Below are 13,820 nucleotides of genomic sequence, written 5' to 3' on the forward strand. Positions count from 1 at the left end.
CACCGGCAGGGCGACAGCAGGGGCGTTGCAGCATCCCCCGCCACACACGACACCAAGCCTCACCACTTGAGAGGGGTCAGGATGAGCGTCACCTCACGTCGCCGCTTTGCGGCGATCGCGCTCGCGTCCGTCGCCGTGCTCGCCGCGGCGACCGCCTGCGGCGACAGCGACTCGTCGTCCGGATCGGACGGCGGCAAGGTCACTCTGGTCGTCGACGTCTTCGGCGACCAGGGCTTCGGGTACGAGGAGCTCTACAAGCAGTACCAGTCGGAGCACCCGAACGTCACCATCCAGGAGCGCGGCAAGGGCCTGGGCCTGGGCGACTACAACACCCGCCTGACGCAGCAGATCACCGCCGGCGCGGGCGCTGGCGACGTCGTAGCGCTCGAAGAGGGCACGATCGTGCAGTTCTTCGCGCAGGCCGACAAGTTCGTGAACCTGGCCGACCACGGCGCCAACGACCTCAAGGGCAACTTCCTGCCCTGGAAGTGGGAGGGTGGCCTCACCCCCGACGGCAAGGTCCTCGGTCTCGGCACCGACGTCGGCGGCATGGCCGTCTGCTACCGCAGCGACCTCTTCAAGGCCGCCGGCCTGCCGACCGACCGCGAGCAGGTCGGGGCCCTCTGGCCGACCTGGGAGGAGTTCATCGCCCAGGGCCAGAAGTTCGTCGCCGCCGACAAGAAGCACAAGTTCGTCGACTCGGCCACGAACTTCTACAACATCGTGCTGATGCAGAAGGCCGGCGCGGGCACCGGTTACACCTACTTCGATAAGAGCAACAAGCTCACCATCGGGGAGAACCCGGACGTGCGGGCCGCGTTCGAGCTGACCACCAAGATGACCGCCGCCGGTCTGTCGAACAACCTCAAGAGCTTCTCCAACGAGTGGAACGCCGGCTTCAAGAACGGCAGCTTCGCCACCATCGGCTGCCCGGCGTGGATGACCGGTGTCATCAAGGGGCAGGCCGGTGACGCGGCCGCCGGCAAGTGGGACGTGGCCAAGGCGCCCGGCAACGGTGGCAACTGGGGCGGCTCCTGGCTGGCCGTGCCGAAGTCCAGCAAGCACCAGAAGGAGGCCGCCGAGCTGGCCAAGTTCCTGACCACCGCCAAGAGCCAGACCGAGGCGTTCAAGAAGGTCGGGAACCTGCCCTCGTCGCCGCAGGCCCTCGAGGACCCGGCCGTGCTCGCCGCGACCAACGAGTACTTCAACGGGGCGCCGATCGGCAAGATCTTCGCTGCCGGCGCGAAGGAGCTGAAGCCCGTCTACCTCGGCCCGAAGAACCAGGCGGTCCGGGACGCGGTGGAGAACGCGCTGCGCAGCGTCGAGCAGGGCAAGGCCGCCGACGCGGCCTGGCAGGACGCGGTGAAGAACGGCGGGGCAGCAGGCAAGTAACCGGCTGTCGACGCGCTCACGGGTGGTGCCGGACTCCGGCACCACCCGTGAACCCGCGTCGGAACGCCCTGCCGCGGCGCCCGCGACGGTGCCGCCAAGTGTGAAGGACCGTTCATGAGCTCTCTCAAGACCACCGCGCCGCCGGCCGCACCGCCCCGCGGGCCGCGGCCCGCCCCGCGGCACTCCTCGCAGCGTGGCCGGCTACTGAACCGGCTGGACCTGCGCCTGACCCCGTACGCCTTCGTGCTGCCGTTCTTCGTGCTCTTCGCGATCTTCGGCGTCTACCCGATCATCTACACGTTCTGGATCGCGATGACCGACAGGTCACCGCTGAACGCCACGATCAGCTTCGTCGGCGTGGACAACTTCGTCGAGCTGTTCACGAACGATCCGCAGTTCTGGAACGCCGTGGTGAACACCTTCGGGATGTTCCTCATGTCCACGATTCCGCAGCTGCTCATCGCCCTGCTGCTGGCCAACGCCCTGAACCGGCGTATCCGGGGGCAGATGTTCTTCCGGCTGGCCATCGCCATGCCGATCATCACCTCGACCGCCGTGGTGGCGCTCATCTTCTCGATGATCTACGCCCGCGAGTTCGGCCTGGTGAACTGGCTGCTCGACCTCGTCGGCGTCGGCCCCATCGACTGGCGGGCCAACCGGTTCGCGTCCTGGTTCGCCATCTCCACGATGGTCGACTGGCGGTGGGTGGGTTACAACGCCCTGATCTACCTCGCGGCGATGCAGTCGATCAGCAAGGACATGTACGAGGCCGCGGCCCTCGACGGCGCCTCCCGGCGCCGGCAGTTCTGGTCGATCACGATTCCCCAGCTGCGCCCCACCATCATCTTCACGCTGATCATCTCGACGATCGGCGGTCTGCAGCTCTTCACCGAGCCGCTCATGTTCACAAGTGGCTCGGGCGCACTCTCCGGTGGCTCGGAGGGGCAGTTCCAGACGATCACGATGTACCTGCTGGACGTGATGAACCAGCGGTTCCGCTGGGGGTACGCGGGCGCCGTCGCCCTGGTGCTCTTCGTGCTGATCGCATCCGTCTCACTGCTCAACTACCTGCTGGCCCGCCGAATCAGCTCCGACAAGTGAGGGTGGCGCACCCATGACCATGACCACTCTGCGACCACCGGCGGCGCTGCCGCCGACCGGGCGTACCGGCATCCGCCACCGGGCGGAGAAGCTCTGGACGGCCAGCCCCCTGACCTGGGTCGGGCTCGTCCTCGGCGTGATCCTGTCGCTGTTCCCGTTCTACTGGATGATCGTCATCGCCTCGCGGACCAGCGACGCGGCCAACTCCTGGCCGCCGCCGTTCCTGCCCGGCGGCAAGCTTGGCGAGAACATCCAGCGGGTGCTCGACAACGGCGACGCGAACATCGTCAAGGGCCTGATGAACTCGTTCCTCGTGTCCGGCACGATCACCGTGGCGACAGTCTTCTTCGGCTCGCTCGCCGGGTTCGCGTTCGCGAAACTGAAGTTCCGGGGCAAGAACGCGCTGCTGCTCATCATCCTCGCCTCGATGATGATCCCCATCCAGCTCGGCGTGCTGCCGTTGTACATCCTGATGGCCAAGCTGGAATGGCTGAACACCATGCCGTCGGTGACGGTGCCGTTCCTGATCGGCGGTTTCGGCATCTTCATGATGCGCCAGTACGCCGAACAGGCCGTGCCCAACGAACTGATCGAGGCGGCCCGGGTCGACGGCTGCTCCACCTGGCGCGTCTACTGGCACGTGGTGGTGCCGGCGCTGCGACCCGCCGCGGCGGTGCTCGGCCTGCTCACCTTCATGGAGCAGTGGAACCAGTTCTTCTGGCCGTTCGTGGTGCTGGCCGACCCGGCCAACCCGACAGTGCAGATCTCGCTGCGCAGTCTGAACACCGCGTACTTCGCGGACAACTCCCAGATCTTCGCGGGTACGTTGATCGCCACCCTTCCGCTGTTCATCGTGTTCGTCCTGTTCGGCCGCCAGATCATCGGCGGGATCATGGAAGGTGCCGTCAAGTCGTGAGCAACCCCGCCAGCCCGCCCGCCGTCGGTGTCCTCGACGACCGGCCCGGGTTGACCTTTCCACCCGGCTTCCTGTGGGGGGCCGCGACCGCCGCGTACCAGATCGAGGGGGCGGCGGCCGAGGACGGCCGTACCCCGTCGATCTGGGACACGTTCAGCCACACCGACGGCCGGGTCCTCGCCGGGCACACCGGCGACGTGGCCTGCGACCACTACCACCGGGTCGGTGACGACGTCGCGCTGATGGCCGAGCTGGGCCTGAAGTCGTACCGTTTCTCGGTCTCCTGGCCGCGGGTGCAGCCCGGCGGCACCGGCGCGGCCAACCAGCGCGGCCTGGACTTCTACCGGCGGTTGGTCGACGAGCTGCTGGCCAAGGGCATCGAGCCGTGGCTGACCCTCTACCACTGGGACCTGCCGCAGCCGCTTGAGGACGCCGGTGGCTGGCCGGCCCGGGACACCGCGGCGCGGTTCGCCGACTACACGACGCTCGTCGCCGACGCGCTCGGCGACCGGGTGCGCTACTGGACCACGCTCAACGAGCCGTGGTGCTCGGCGTTCCTCGGCTACGGCTCGGGCGTGCACGCGCCGGGCCGTAACGACGGCGCGGACGCGGTCCGGGCCGGGCACCACCTGATGCTCGGCCACGGCCTGGCCGTGCAGGCGTTGCGGGCCACCCGGCCGGACGCCGAGGTGGGTGTGACTGTCAACCTCTACCCGGTCGACCCGGCCAGTGACGCGCCGGCGGACGTGGACGCGGCCCGGCGCATCGACGGGTTGGCCAACCGCTTCTTCCTCGACCCGCTGCTGCGTGGGTCGTACCCCCGGGATCTGGTGGCCGACCTGCGCACGGTGACCGACTTCGACCACGTGCGCGACGGTGACCTGGCGACCATCGCCACGCCGCTGGACATGGTCGGCGTCAACTACTACAGCAGGCACGTGGTCGCCGCGGCGGTCGACGGTGTCGAGGCCGACCCGGCCCCGTCGTGCTGGCCGGGCAGCGAGGACGTCCGCTTCGTCACCAGGGGCGTCCCGGTCACCGACATGGGCTGGGAGATCGACGCCCCCGGCCTGACCGAGACGCTGCGCCGGGTGCACGACGACTACACGGACCTGCCGCTGTACGTCACCGAGAACGGCTCCGCCTTCGTGGACGAGGTCGTCGACGGGCAGGTCGACGACGTCGACCGGCTCGCCTACTTCGACGCCCACCTGCGGGCCGCGCACGAGGCGATCAACGCGGGGGTGCCCCTGCGGGGATACTTCGCCTGGTCGTTGATGGATAATTTCGAGTGGGCCTGGGGTTACACCAAGCGATTCGGCATGATCCATGTCGATTACGACAGTCAGGTCCGCATTCCCAAGTCCAGCGCCAGGTGGTACGCCTCGGTGATCCGACGCAACGGTCTGGCCGCACAATAGGCTCGGGCCAGCCATCAGGGCGGTCCTGGTGTCCACCTTCCGCTGGTGGCACCGGGCCCGCCCGCCGTCGGAGGAGCAGACGATGACAACGCAGCGCACCCGGTCGCTCGGGCGCCCGACCCTCGACGCGGTCGCGGCGCGCGCCGGCGTCGGCCGGGGCACGGTCTCCCGCGTCGTCAACGGCTCGCCCCAGGTCAGCCCGGAGGCCCGGGCCGCGGTCCAACAGGCCATCGCCGAGCTGGGGTACGTGCCGAACCGGGCCGCCCGAGCGCTCGTCACCCAGCGGACCGACTCCGTCGCCCTTGTGGTGTCCGAATCCGGCGAGCGGGTCTTCACCGAGCCGTTCTTCGCCTCGATCGTGCGAGGGATCAGCTCCGCGCTGCTCGAGACACCCCTGCAGCTCTGGCTGGCCATGGCCCAGTCGCCCGTGGAGCGGGAGCGGGTCGAGCACCACCTGACCAACCAGCACGTCGACGGCGTCCTGCTGCTGTCGCTGCACGACTCCGACCCGCTGCCGACGCTGCTGGAGGAGCGCGGCCTGCCCGCCGTGCTCGGCGGTCGGCCCGCCCGAATGCTGCAACCCGGCGCTCAGCCGGCCTGGTTCGTCGACGTGGACAACGTTGGCGGCGCCCGGCAGGCAGTGGAGTACCTGACGGGGCAGGGGCGGCGCCGCATCGCCACCATCGCCGGGCCGCAGGACATGGGCGCCGGCCTGGCCCGGTTGGCCGGCTACACCGAGGCCGTCAAGGCAACCGGGGGCGGCGTCAACCCCGACCTGATCGCGTACGGCGACTTCAGCGAGGGCAGCGGCGCGAGCGCCATGCGCCGGCTCCTGGACGCCTGCCCCGACCTGGACGCGGTATTCGTCGCGTCCGACCTGATGGCGTTCGGCGCGCTGCGTACCCTGCGCGAGGCCGGCCGGAGGGTGCCCGAGGACGTGGCGGTGATCGGCTTCGACGACGCGACGATCGCCCGGCAGGCGGAACCGCCGCTGACCACTGTCTTCCAGCCGGTGGAGGAGATGGGCCGGCAGATGGCCCGTCTGCTGGTGGCCCGCATCCGCGGCGAGGACCTGCCCGCCCCGCACATCCTCCTGGACACCCAACTGGTCCACCGAGCCTCCGCCTGACCCTCGTCCGGGGGAGGGCGGAGACTCCGGGACGGGCGTTACGAGGTCCAGCGGCGGAGTTCGCGCTTGGCGAGGGAGTTGCGGTGGACCTCGTCGGGGCCGTCGGCGAGGCGCAGGGTGCGGGTCTGTGCCCACAGGGCGGCCAGCGGGGTGTCCTGGCTGACGCCGGCGCCGCCGTACCCCTGGATGGCCTTGTCGATCACCCACTCCGCCATGGCCGGCGTGCCGATCTTGATGGCCTGGATCTCGGTGTGTGCGCCCTTGTTGCCGACGGTGTCCATCAGCCAGGCCGTCTTGAGCACCAGCAGCCGGGCCTGCTCGATGCGCACCCGGGACTCGGCGATCCACTCGCGGACCACGCCCTGCTCGGCGAGGGGCCTGCCGAACGCGACACGCTCGTTGGCCCGCTTGCAGAGCAGCTCCAATGCCCGCTCGGCCATCCCGATCAGCCGCATGCAGTGGTGGATCCGGCCCGGACCGAGCCGGGCCTGGGCGATGGCGAAACCGGTGCCCTCGGCGCCGATCAGGTTCTCCGCAGGCACCCGGACGTCGATGAAGTCGATCTCGGCGTGCCCGCCGTGCGACCCGTCGGTGTAGCCGAACACCGTCATGCCCCGACGGACGTGCACCCCGGGGGTGTCCCGGGGCACCAGCACCATGCTCTGCTGGCGGTGCCGGTCGGCGTCCGGGTCGGTCTTGCCCATCACGATGAAGATCTCGCAGCGCGGGTCCATCGCCCCGGACGACCACCATTTGCGGCCGTTGATGACGTACTCGTCACCGTCGCGGGTGATCCGGGTGGCGATGTTCGTGGCGTCGGACGAGGCGACGTCCGGCTCGGTCATGCAGAACGCGGAGCGGATCTCCCCCTCCAGCAGCGGCATGAGCCAGCGCTCCCGCTGCGCGTCCGAGCCGAACTCGGCAAGCAGCTCCATGTTGCCGGTGTCCGGTGCCGCGCAGTTGACCGCCTCCGGCGCCAGGTGCGGGCTGCGCCCGGTCAGCTCGGCCAGGGGCGCGTACTGGAGGTTGGTCAGGCCGGCGCCGTAGCGCGGATCGGGCAGGAAGAGGTTCCACAGGCCGCGCTTGCGGGCCTCGGCCTTCAGCTCGGCCAGCACCGGCGTACGCGACCACGGGTCGCCGGCGGCCACCTGCTCGGCGTGCACCGCCTCGGCCGGGTAGACGTGCTCGGTCAGGAACCGGGTCAGCTCGTCGCGCAGCTCCTCGGTCCGGCTGTCGTATGCGAAGTCCATCACCGCTCCCTGGCGGCGGTCAGCCCGTACGCGACCAGCGGTGCCACCATGTCGCCGATCCGGTCGAAGCCCTCGCCGAGCGTCTGCCCGAGCGTGTGGCGGTAGTGGATGCCCTCGCAGATGACCGCGAGCTTGAAGCAACCGAGTGCCACGTGCCAGTGCAGCGGCCCGACGTCGACGTCGCTGCGCCCGGCGTACCTGTCGATGAGGTCGGCGCCGGTGGGGAAGCCGGCGCGCGGGCCGAGGCCGTCGGCGACCGGGTTGCCGGCTGCCGTCTCGCTGCCGCCGAGCACGTCCCAGTACGTCAGGAGCAACCCCAGGTCGGCGAGGGGGTCGCCGAGGGTGGCCATTTCCCAGTCGAGCACCGCGTGCACGGCCACCGGATCGGCGGAGGCGAGGAGGTTGTCGAGGCGGTAGTCGCCATGCACGATCCGGCCGGCGTTCGCGCCCTCCGGGGCGGTCGCGGCGAGCCTGTCGCGCAGCTCGTCGATGCCGGGCAGATCGCGGCTGCGGGAGCGGTCGAGCTGCCCGGCCCAGCGGCGTACCTGCCGGGCCAGGTAGCCCTCGGGGCGGCCGAAGTCGCTCAGCCCGACCTCCGCCGGGTCGACCGTGTGCAGCGCGGCGAGGGTGTCCATCATTGCCATGGCGAGGGCGTGTCGGCGTTCGTCGCCCAGCGGGTCGGTCTGCGCGCGGGTGCGGAACACCTCCCCGGAGACGCGTTCCATCAGGTAGAACGGGGCGCCGATGACGTCCGGATCGGTGCAGAGCAGCAGCGCGCCGGGCACCGGCACCTCGGTCGGGGCCAGCGCCGAGATGACCCGGAACTCGCGGCCCATGTCGTGGGCGGTCGCCAGCACGTGCCCGAGCGGCGGGCGGCGGAGCACGACCTCCCGGTCGCCGGCGCGCAGCAGGTAGGTGAGGTTGGACTTGCCGCCGGCGATCAACTCGGCCCGCAGCGGCCCGGCGGCCAGCTCCGGCCGGTGTGTCGCGAGGTGGTCGGCGAGCCGGGCCAGGTCCAGGCCGGCCGGGACTGCTCCGGGCCGGAGTGCGTCGACGGCCGGATCAGTCATCCGACTAGTTGATGGCAGCCCGCTCACGTTGTCAAGGTCAGATTTTCCGCTCGGGACATGCCCCTGCAACAGGGACGAAATGGTCAACGACCAGGCTGTGACCAGCCTGCCGGCCGCCGCCGGCCCGCCGAGCGGAGGGACAGACATGTTGCTGCGAGTTCGGGTCACCCTGCCGGACCGTCCGGGCACCCTCGGCCAGGTTGCCCGCACGCTCGGCGTGTCCGGCGCGGACATCGTCCAGGTGGTGGTCCTGGAGCGGCTCGGTGGGCGTGCGGTGGACGACTTCACAGTCGTCTGGCCGGGGGCCGCCCGGGTCGAGCGGCTGCTGGCCGGTCTCGCGGCGATCCCGGGCGTGCGGGTGGACGGTGTGTGGCGGGCGATCGGCGCGCCCACCACCACTGGTCAGGACGCGGAGTTGCTGGCCCAGGTCGCGGCCAACCCGGCCGACGGGCTGGCCACCCTCGTCGACGCGGTGCCCGGGCTACTGGCGGCCGACTGGGCGGTGGCCGCCGTGGTCCCGGTGGACTGGGCCTCGCGCAGCGGGAGCGGTGGAGCCACAGTCGGGCACGCGAGCTGGCGCGCTCCCGTACCCCTGCGGTTGCCGGAGGTGACCCCGCTGCGCGGCCGGTCGATGACCACCCCCGACGGCACCCACCACGCGATAGCGCCGTTCGGCCGGGCCGGCCTGGTGCTCGTGGTGGCCCGCGAGCACAGCGACACGCTCTACGCCGCCGGGTTCCACAGCACCGAGGTCGACCGGCTCAGCCAGCTCGTCCGGGCCTGCGCGGTGATCCTCGGGGACCGGCTGGACCTGGTGGGCGCGCCCCCGGTCAGTGCCAACCCCTGAGCCGCCACCCGCCGGGGTCGGCGGTTCGCGAGGCCGGAGCCTGTTGATCTAGTCTCTCCGGAATGGACTCTGCTCTCGATGGATATCGCTGGGAGGCGGCCCGCGGTGGCTTGATCCCGGCCGGCGCGGTACCGCACGGGTACGAGGAGGACCAGCCCTTGTGGGCGTGCCGCGTCCGGATGCACGGCGGCGTGCACCCGGCCCAGGTCCGTCCGGCCTTGGGCGCCGCCCGGACCACCTGGGCCGGCGAGGTGGTCCGCGTCGACGAGTACGAGGTGCTGATGGACCGTGGCGTCTGGGGCATCGCGTCCGGTGGCTCGGTGCCCGCGGACGCGTTGCCGGCGGGCCGCGAGAGTGACGGCGAACCGCTCTACGTCGCCCGCGCGGCGGTCGGACCGGGCGCCCTGCGCATCGGCAAGGTGCGGCGGGCCTTTCGCGCCGCCAACATCGGTTACGACGACGCCGAGCGCACCGCCCGGTCCTACGAGGTGCTGCTGCGGCCGCCGGCTGCGGCGCAGGCGAGCGGGCAGAGGGCCGGGATCCAGATGGACCCCACCTACGCCGACTTCGGCACCGAGCCGCCCCGCGTCGGGAACGTCACGATCACCGGCGTCGACCGTTCCTCGGCCGCCGGCGACCACCTGGCCATCGACGCCGGCGGGTCGGTCGAGCTGGAGTTCGACGTGCCCGACCCGGCCGTCGTCGGCGAGGCCTGCGTCGCCATCCGGGCGCTCGCGTCGATGCTCTCCCGGGCGCCCGGGTACGCCCCGCTCACCGTTCGCCTCAACGGCAGGCCACTGGCCAACCGGCTGCGCATCCCCAACGGTGGTGGGCTCCCGCAACGGCTGGTCTTCGCGGTGCCGGCCGAGGAGTTGACGGCCGGCCGGAACACGCTGCGCATCGAGAGCGGTGTCGACGCCCGGAGCATGCTGTGGCTGTACCGGGTGACGATCGACCCGATGCACGCACACGACCAGGCGGGACTGGCCCTCGACCGGCAGGCGATCGCCGAGCCGGTGCTGCGGTACGCCAGCCCCGCCGGCGACATCACCATCTTCATCGACCGCGGCGAGCAGGCCGCCCTCGAGCAGGTGGCCTGGGCCGACGAGTCCGGCGCCGAGTACGCGATCACGTTCGAGAAGCAGCAGGCCGCCTTCTACGGCTGGCGGCGGCAGCCGGGTGGACAGCCGACGGAGTTCCGCGGCCGGCTGACCGAACGCGGCACCGTCGCCAAGGAGGCGTGGCGCTTCTCCACCCAGGAGGGCTGGGCCGGTGGGTGGCACCGCTCGGGTGACCTGCTCGTCTCGGTGACCGTGGCCGGCCGCCCGGTCACGAGGCTGGCCTGGCGGCACCTGCGCGGCAACAACGGCACTGTCGCCTTCAGCGACCGTGGCTTCCTGGGTACCTACCAGCGGGTCGGGGAGGGTCCCATCGGCTACCGCGGCCGCCCCGCGTAGCGGCCGACCCGGGCGGGGACACCGGCCCGAGCGCAACCCGTCACCGCCGGGCAATCGGGCGGCAACAGCGGGGGGTCAGGGTGGTACCCGGGGAAGGGAGCCAACCATGACGCTGTGGCGGATCCGAGCGACTGTGGACGACCGTCCGGGCTACCTGTCGGTGCTCACCGCGAGCCTCGCGCTGCGCGGGGTCAACATCCTCACCGTGCAGGTGCAGCCGACCGAGCAGGGCGCGGTGGACGACTTCCTGGTCGACGCGCCTGACACGCTCGCCGAGGCCGAACTGGTCGCGGCCGTCGAGCGTGGTCGTGGGCGGGACTGCTGGGTGGCGCGCAGCGAGGCGCGCGGCCTCGTCGACCAGCCCACCCGGGTGCTCGGTCTGGCGAACCGGCTGGTGCGTGACCCGGACTCGACGGGCGAGGCGCTGCGGACGCTGCTCGGTGCCGACTCGGTGAGCTGGCGACCGACGTCGACAGGGGCCGAGAGGGGCGTCACCGGTACCAGCATGCTGCTGGCCGACCCGGCGGGTGGCTCGTTCGCGCTGCGCCGGGCGGCGCCCGCGTTCACCCCGGCGGAGTACGCCCGGGCGCAGGCCCTTGTCGAACTGGCCGCCACCGTGGCGCGGCGGGCCGCCGAGCAGGTCACGCTGGTGCTGCCCGACGGCGCCGAGGTGGCCGTCCGGCCCGCCTGCGCGGACGACCTGTCGGGCGTTCTGGAGTTGCACGACGGCTGTTCCCCGCGGAGCCGGCAGCGGCGTTACCTGGGCGGAGCGTCGCTGCCCCAGCCCGCCCGGCTGCGCCGTCTGCTGGAGCCGGCCCGGGGGTTGACCCTGCTGGCCACGACGGCTGCCGCCGACGGTGCGCCGGAGTCCGTGGTCGCCATGGCGAACCTGCTCGGCGAGGGCGACGAGGCCGAGGTGGCGCTGCTGGTGCGCGACGACTGGCAGCGGCGGGGGCTCGGTTCGGCGTTGCTGCGCCGGCTGGCCCGGCACGCCGACGCGGCCGGCTACGCGGCACTCGTGCTGCACGTGCAGGCCGAGAACACCCCGATGCTGCGTGCCCTGCGTCGGCTGGATCGGGCCACCGTCACCGAACGCGACGGCACGCTGCTCAGCCTCACCGTGCCGCTCGCCGCTCCGGCCACCGTGGCGGTGCCGGGGGTCTAGCGAGGGCCCTCGGCTGGTTTGCGACGGCCCGACACGCAGAACCGGTTGCCCTCCGGGTCGGCGAGCACCACGTACGGCGGCTCGGTCGGGAGTGGATCGGTCGGGTAGTGCCGCCAGTCGACGGGCTGGGCGCCGAGGGCCAGGAGCCTGTCGACCTCCTCGTCGAGGGTGTTCTCACCGGCGTCCAGGTCGAGGTGGACGCGGGGGAACTCCTCGACCGGGCTCTCGCTGAGGTCCATCGCGATGGCCGCGCCGGGCATCCCGGGCGGCGGCTCCAGCACGATCCACTCGTCGCCGGGGTGGCGGGGCGGGCGTCGGCGATAGCCGAGGGCGGCGGCCCAGAACGCTCCGGCTCGTTCAGCGTCGGACACGCCCAGGGAAAGCTGCGCGATCATCGCCATCGGTCGACCGTACGCGGTCCCGGTCCCCGCCACCGCGGGGACCGGGGTGTCGGTCAGGTGGCGGGGTAGCTGCTGTAGTCGGGGAAGTTGCCGTACAGCCGGCCCTGGCCGCCGACGGTGACGGCGTGCACCAGCAGGTCACCGCCGACGAACGCGCCCTTCCACGAGGCGCCCCGGCCGCCGAACGCCTCGTCGCGGTCACCCCGCGAGCGCGGCTTGTTGATGCCCACCTTGAACGCCTGAAGGTCCACCGCGAGCTTGCCGGCCAGCTCCTCGTCGTCGCAGGCCAGGGACGCGACAAGCGCGCCGTTTGAGGCGTTCATCGCGGCCAGCAGTTCGTCGGTGGTGTCCACCACGACGATCGTGTCGACGGGGCCGAACGGTTCGGCGTGCATGAGGCGGGACCGGCCGGGCGGGGCGAGCAGCACCGATGGCGCCACGTACGCAGAGGTGTCCTGCCCGGGCAGGAACGGCGCGCCGGTCAGCTTGCCCCGGTGCAGGGGCACCGCGCCGCCGCGGACCGCCTCGTCGACCTTGCGGTGCAGCTCGTCGGCCTTGGCGGCACTGATCAGCGGCCCGAAGTCCAGCTCGGGCAGCGGGTCACCGGCCGTCCAGGTCTCGTCGACGGCGAGTGGGTGGCCGAAGCGGACCGAGCGCACCACCGGCAGGTACATGTCGAGGAACTCGTCGACCAGGTCGCGCTGCACCACGAACCGGGGGTACGCGGTGCAGCGCTGCTTGCCGTACTCGAAGCCCTTCTTCAGGTGCGCGGCGAGCAGGTCCCACTGGGAGAAGTTCCAGATGCCCCAGGCGTTGAGGCCCTCCTGCTCGATGAAGTGCCGCTTGTCGCTGTCGAGCAGCGCGGCGGCCACCTTGCCGCCGTTGGAGCGGCCTCCGACGAACGCCACCGCGCCGATCTCGGGTGCGCGGACCAGCACCTCGGACAGTTCCTCACCGCCGCCGGAGACGAGGGTGGCGGGCAGTCCGGCGCGGCGCATCAGGGCGTGCGCGACGGTCAGGCAGACCGCGCCGCCCTGCGACGGCGTCTTGGCGATGACCGCGTTGCCGGCCAGCAGTTGGACCAGTTCGGCGTGCACGAGGACGCTCATCGGGTAGTTCCACGAGGCGATGTTGCTGACGGGGCCGGGCAGGGGCTCGCGGCCGTCGGCGAGCATCCGGTCGATCTCGTCGGCGTACCAGCGGACGCCGTCGAGCGCGCGGTCCACGTCGGCGCAGGCGAGCCGCCACGGCTTGCCGATCTCCCACACCAGCAGCAGCGCGAGCAGGTCGCGGTGGGCGGTGAGGGCGTCCAGCGCGTCGGAGACCCGGGCCTTGCGCTCGGCCAGCGGGGTACGGGCCCAGGCGTGGTGAGCGGCAGTGGCGTGCGTGACGGCGGCGCGGGCAGTGTCGGCGTCGAGCCGGGGCAGGTTGATGATGACCGTGTTGTCCACCGGGGTGCGGACCGGGGCGGGGCGGCCCACGGCCCGCCACTCGCCCTCGACGAGGTTGTGCAGTGTGGTGACGCCGTCCACGTCGGCGCCGAACGCCTCCGGCGCGGCAGCCACCGCGCGGGCGAGGACCTCGGACCAGGCGGTGCCCTCGGCGAGTCGTAGTGCCATCGCGTCCTCCTCTGGGTCGACCGGGGAGCGGCGGCGTCGATGGCACCGCTGA

Annotated in this window: 12 protein-coding genes; 8 read left to right on the forward strand and 4 right to left on the reverse strand. The window is 71.7% G+C overall.

Annotation, left to right across the window (positions count from 1 at the left end):
- Positions 1 to 81: 81 nt before the first annotated feature.
- The 5 genes from ACFY1S_RS05755 to ACFY1S_RS05775 all read left to right on the forward strand — a co-directional run bounded on the left by ACFY1S_RS05755 (position 82) and on the right by ACFY1S_RS05775 (position 5,959).
- Positions 82 to 1,392 carry an ABC transporter substrate-binding protein gene (locus ACFY1S_RS05755; protein ID WP_387113190.1) on the forward strand — a complete coding sequence of 437 codons (1,311 nt, stop codon included), beginning with the start codon at positions 82 to 84 and terminating at the stop codon, positions 1,390 to 1,392.
- A 114-nt stretch (positions 1,393 to 1,506) separates the two neighbouring features.
- Positions 1,507 to 2,493: a carbohydrate ABC transporter permease gene (locus ACFY1S_RS05760; protein WP_387113192.1), complete on the forward strand. Its 987-nt coding sequence runs from the start codon at positions 1,507 to 1,509 to the stop codon at positions 2,491 to 2,493.
- Between the two features lie 13 nt (positions 2,494 to 2,506).
- Entirely contained in the window at positions 2,507 to 3,409 is a 903-nt protein-coding gene (locus tag ACFY1S_RS05765; RefSeq protein WP_387113194.1) for a carbohydrate ABC transporter permease, read from the forward strand.
- Entirely contained in the window at positions 3,406 to 4,830 is a 1,425-nt protein-coding gene (locus tag ACFY1S_RS05770; protein ID WP_387113196.1) for a GH1 family beta-glucosidase, read from the forward strand. Before ACFY1S_RS05765 ends, ACFY1S_RS05770 begins: the two co-directional genes overlap by 4 nt.
- Before the next feature lie 82 nt (positions 4,831 to 4,912).
- Positions 4,913 to 5,959, forward strand: a complete 1,047-nt coding sequence (locus ACFY1S_RS05775) for a LacI family DNA-binding transcriptional regulator (RefSeq protein ID WP_387113198.1) — start codon at positions 4,913 to 4,915, stop codon at positions 5,957 to 5,959.
- 38 nt (positions 5,960 to 5,997) lie between these two features.
- On the opposite strand, the gene ACFY1S_RS05780 is transcribed toward ACFY1S_RS05775, so the two are convergent.
- Both ACFY1S_RS05780 and ACFY1S_RS05785 read right to left on the reverse strand, forming a co-directional pair.
- Positions 5,998 to 7,209 carry an acyl-CoA dehydrogenase family protein gene (locus ACFY1S_RS05780; RefSeq protein WP_387113200.1) on the reverse strand — a complete coding sequence of 404 codons (1,212 nt, stop codon included), beginning with the start codon at positions 7,207 to 7,209 and terminating at the stop codon, positions 5,998 to 6,000.
- Positions 7,209 to 8,279 carry a phosphotransferase family protein gene (locus tag ACFY1S_RS05785; RefSeq protein ID WP_387113202.1) on the reverse strand — a complete coding sequence of 357 codons (1,071 nt, stop codon included), beginning with the start codon at positions 8,277 to 8,279 and terminating at the stop codon, positions 7,209 to 7,211. Before ACFY1S_RS05785 ends, ACFY1S_RS05780 begins: the two co-directional genes overlap by 1 nt.
- A 145-nt stretch (positions 8,280 to 8,424) precedes the next feature.
- Between ACFY1S_RS05785 and ACFY1S_RS05790 the strand changes: the two genes are divergently transcribed.
- The 3 genes from ACFY1S_RS05790 (at position 8,425) to ACFY1S_RS05800 (ending at position 11,748) form a co-directional block, all read left to right on the forward strand.
- On the forward strand, positions 8,425 to 9,126 hold the full coding sequence (locus ACFY1S_RS05790; RefSeq protein WP_387113204.1) for an amino acid-binding protein: 702 nt from the start codon (positions 8,425 to 8,427) through the stop codon (positions 9,124 to 9,126).
- Positions 9,127 to 9,188: 62 nt separating this feature from the next.
- On the forward strand, positions 9,189 to 10,583 hold the full coding sequence (locus ACFY1S_RS05795; RefSeq protein ID WP_387113206.1) for a DM9 repeat-containing protein: 1,395 nt from the start codon (positions 9,189 to 9,191) through the stop codon (positions 10,581 to 10,583).
- Positions 10,584 to 10,689: 106 nt separating this feature from the next.
- Positions 10,690 to 11,748, forward strand: coding sequence for a GNAT family N-acetyltransferase (locus ACFY1S_RS05800; protein WP_387113208.1), 1,059 nt, complete (start codon positions 10,690 to 10,692; stop codon positions 11,746 to 11,748).
- On the opposite strand, the gene ACFY1S_RS05805 is transcribed toward ACFY1S_RS05800, so the two are convergent.
- Both ACFY1S_RS05805 and ACFY1S_RS05810 read right to left on the reverse strand, forming a co-directional pair.
- A complete protein-coding gene (locus ACFY1S_RS05805; protein WP_387113210.1) occupies positions 11,745 to 12,149 on the reverse strand; it encodes a VOC family protein in 405 nt (134 codons plus the stop codon). The two genes, ACFY1S_RS05800 and ACFY1S_RS05805, sit on opposite strands and share 4 nt — an antisense overlap.
- A gap of 53 nt (positions 12,150 to 12,202) precedes the next feature.
- Positions 12,203 to 13,768, reverse strand: coding sequence for an aldehyde dehydrogenase family protein (locus ACFY1S_RS05810; protein WP_387113212.1), 1,566 nt, complete (start codon positions 13,766 to 13,768; stop codon positions 12,203 to 12,205).
- Positions 13,769 to 13,820: the final 52 nt, after the last annotated feature.

It is taken from the genome of Micromonospora sp. NPDC000663 (assembly GCF_042898105.1).
In the GTDB taxonomy this organism is placed as follows: domain Bacteria; phylum Actinomycetota; class Actinomycetes; order Mycobacteriales; family Micromonosporaceae; genus Micromonospora.

What these genes read in the sequence shown, in the direction of transcription:
- ACFY1S_RS05755 (WP_387113190.1), top strand. Translation starts at nt 82, where the DNA reads ATGAGCGTCACCTCACGTCGCCGCTTTGCGGCGATCGCGCTCGCGTCC.
- ACFY1S_RS05760 (WP_387113192.1), top strand. Translation starts at nt 1,507, where the DNA reads ATGAGCTCTCTCAAGACCACCGCGCCGCCGGCCGCACCGCCCCGCGGG.
- ACFY1S_RS05765 (WP_387113194.1), top strand. Translation starts at nt 2,507, where the DNA reads ATGACCATGACCACTCTGCGACCACCGGCGGCGCTGCCGCCGACCGGG.
- ACFY1S_RS05775 (WP_387113198.1), top strand. Translation starts at nt 4,913, where the DNA reads ATGACAACGCAGCGCACCCGGTCGCTCGGGCGCCCGACCCTCGACGCG.
- ACFY1S_RS05780 (WP_387113200.1), bottom strand. Translation starts at nt 7,209, where the DNA reads ATGGACTTCGCATACGACAGCCGGACCGAGGAGCTGCGCGACGAGCTG.
- ACFY1S_RS05785 (WP_387113202.1), bottom strand. Translation starts at nt 8,279, where the DNA reads ATGACTGATCCGGCCGTCGACGCACTCCGGCCCGGAGCAGTCCCGGCC.
- ACFY1S_RS05790 (WP_387113204.1), top strand. Translation starts at nt 8,425, where the DNA reads ATGTTGCTGCGAGTTCGGGTCACCCTGCCGGACCGTCCGGGCACCCTC.
- ACFY1S_RS05795 (WP_387113206.1), top strand. Translation starts at nt 9,189, where the DNA reads ATGGACTCTGCTCTCGATGGATATCGCTGGGAGGCGGCCCGCGGTGGC.
- ACFY1S_RS05800 (WP_387113208.1), top strand. Translation starts at nt 10,690, where the DNA reads ATGACGCTGTGGCGGATCCGAGCGACTGTGGACGACCGTCCGGGCTAC.
- ACFY1S_RS05805 (WP_387113210.1), bottom strand. Translation starts at nt 12,149, where the DNA reads ATGGCGATGATCGCGCAGCTTTCCCTGGGCGTGTCCGACGCTGAACGA.
- ACFY1S_RS05810 (WP_387113212.1), bottom strand. Translation starts at nt 13,768, where the DNA reads ATGGCACTACGACTCGCCGAGGGCACCGCCTGGTCCGAGGTCCTCGCC.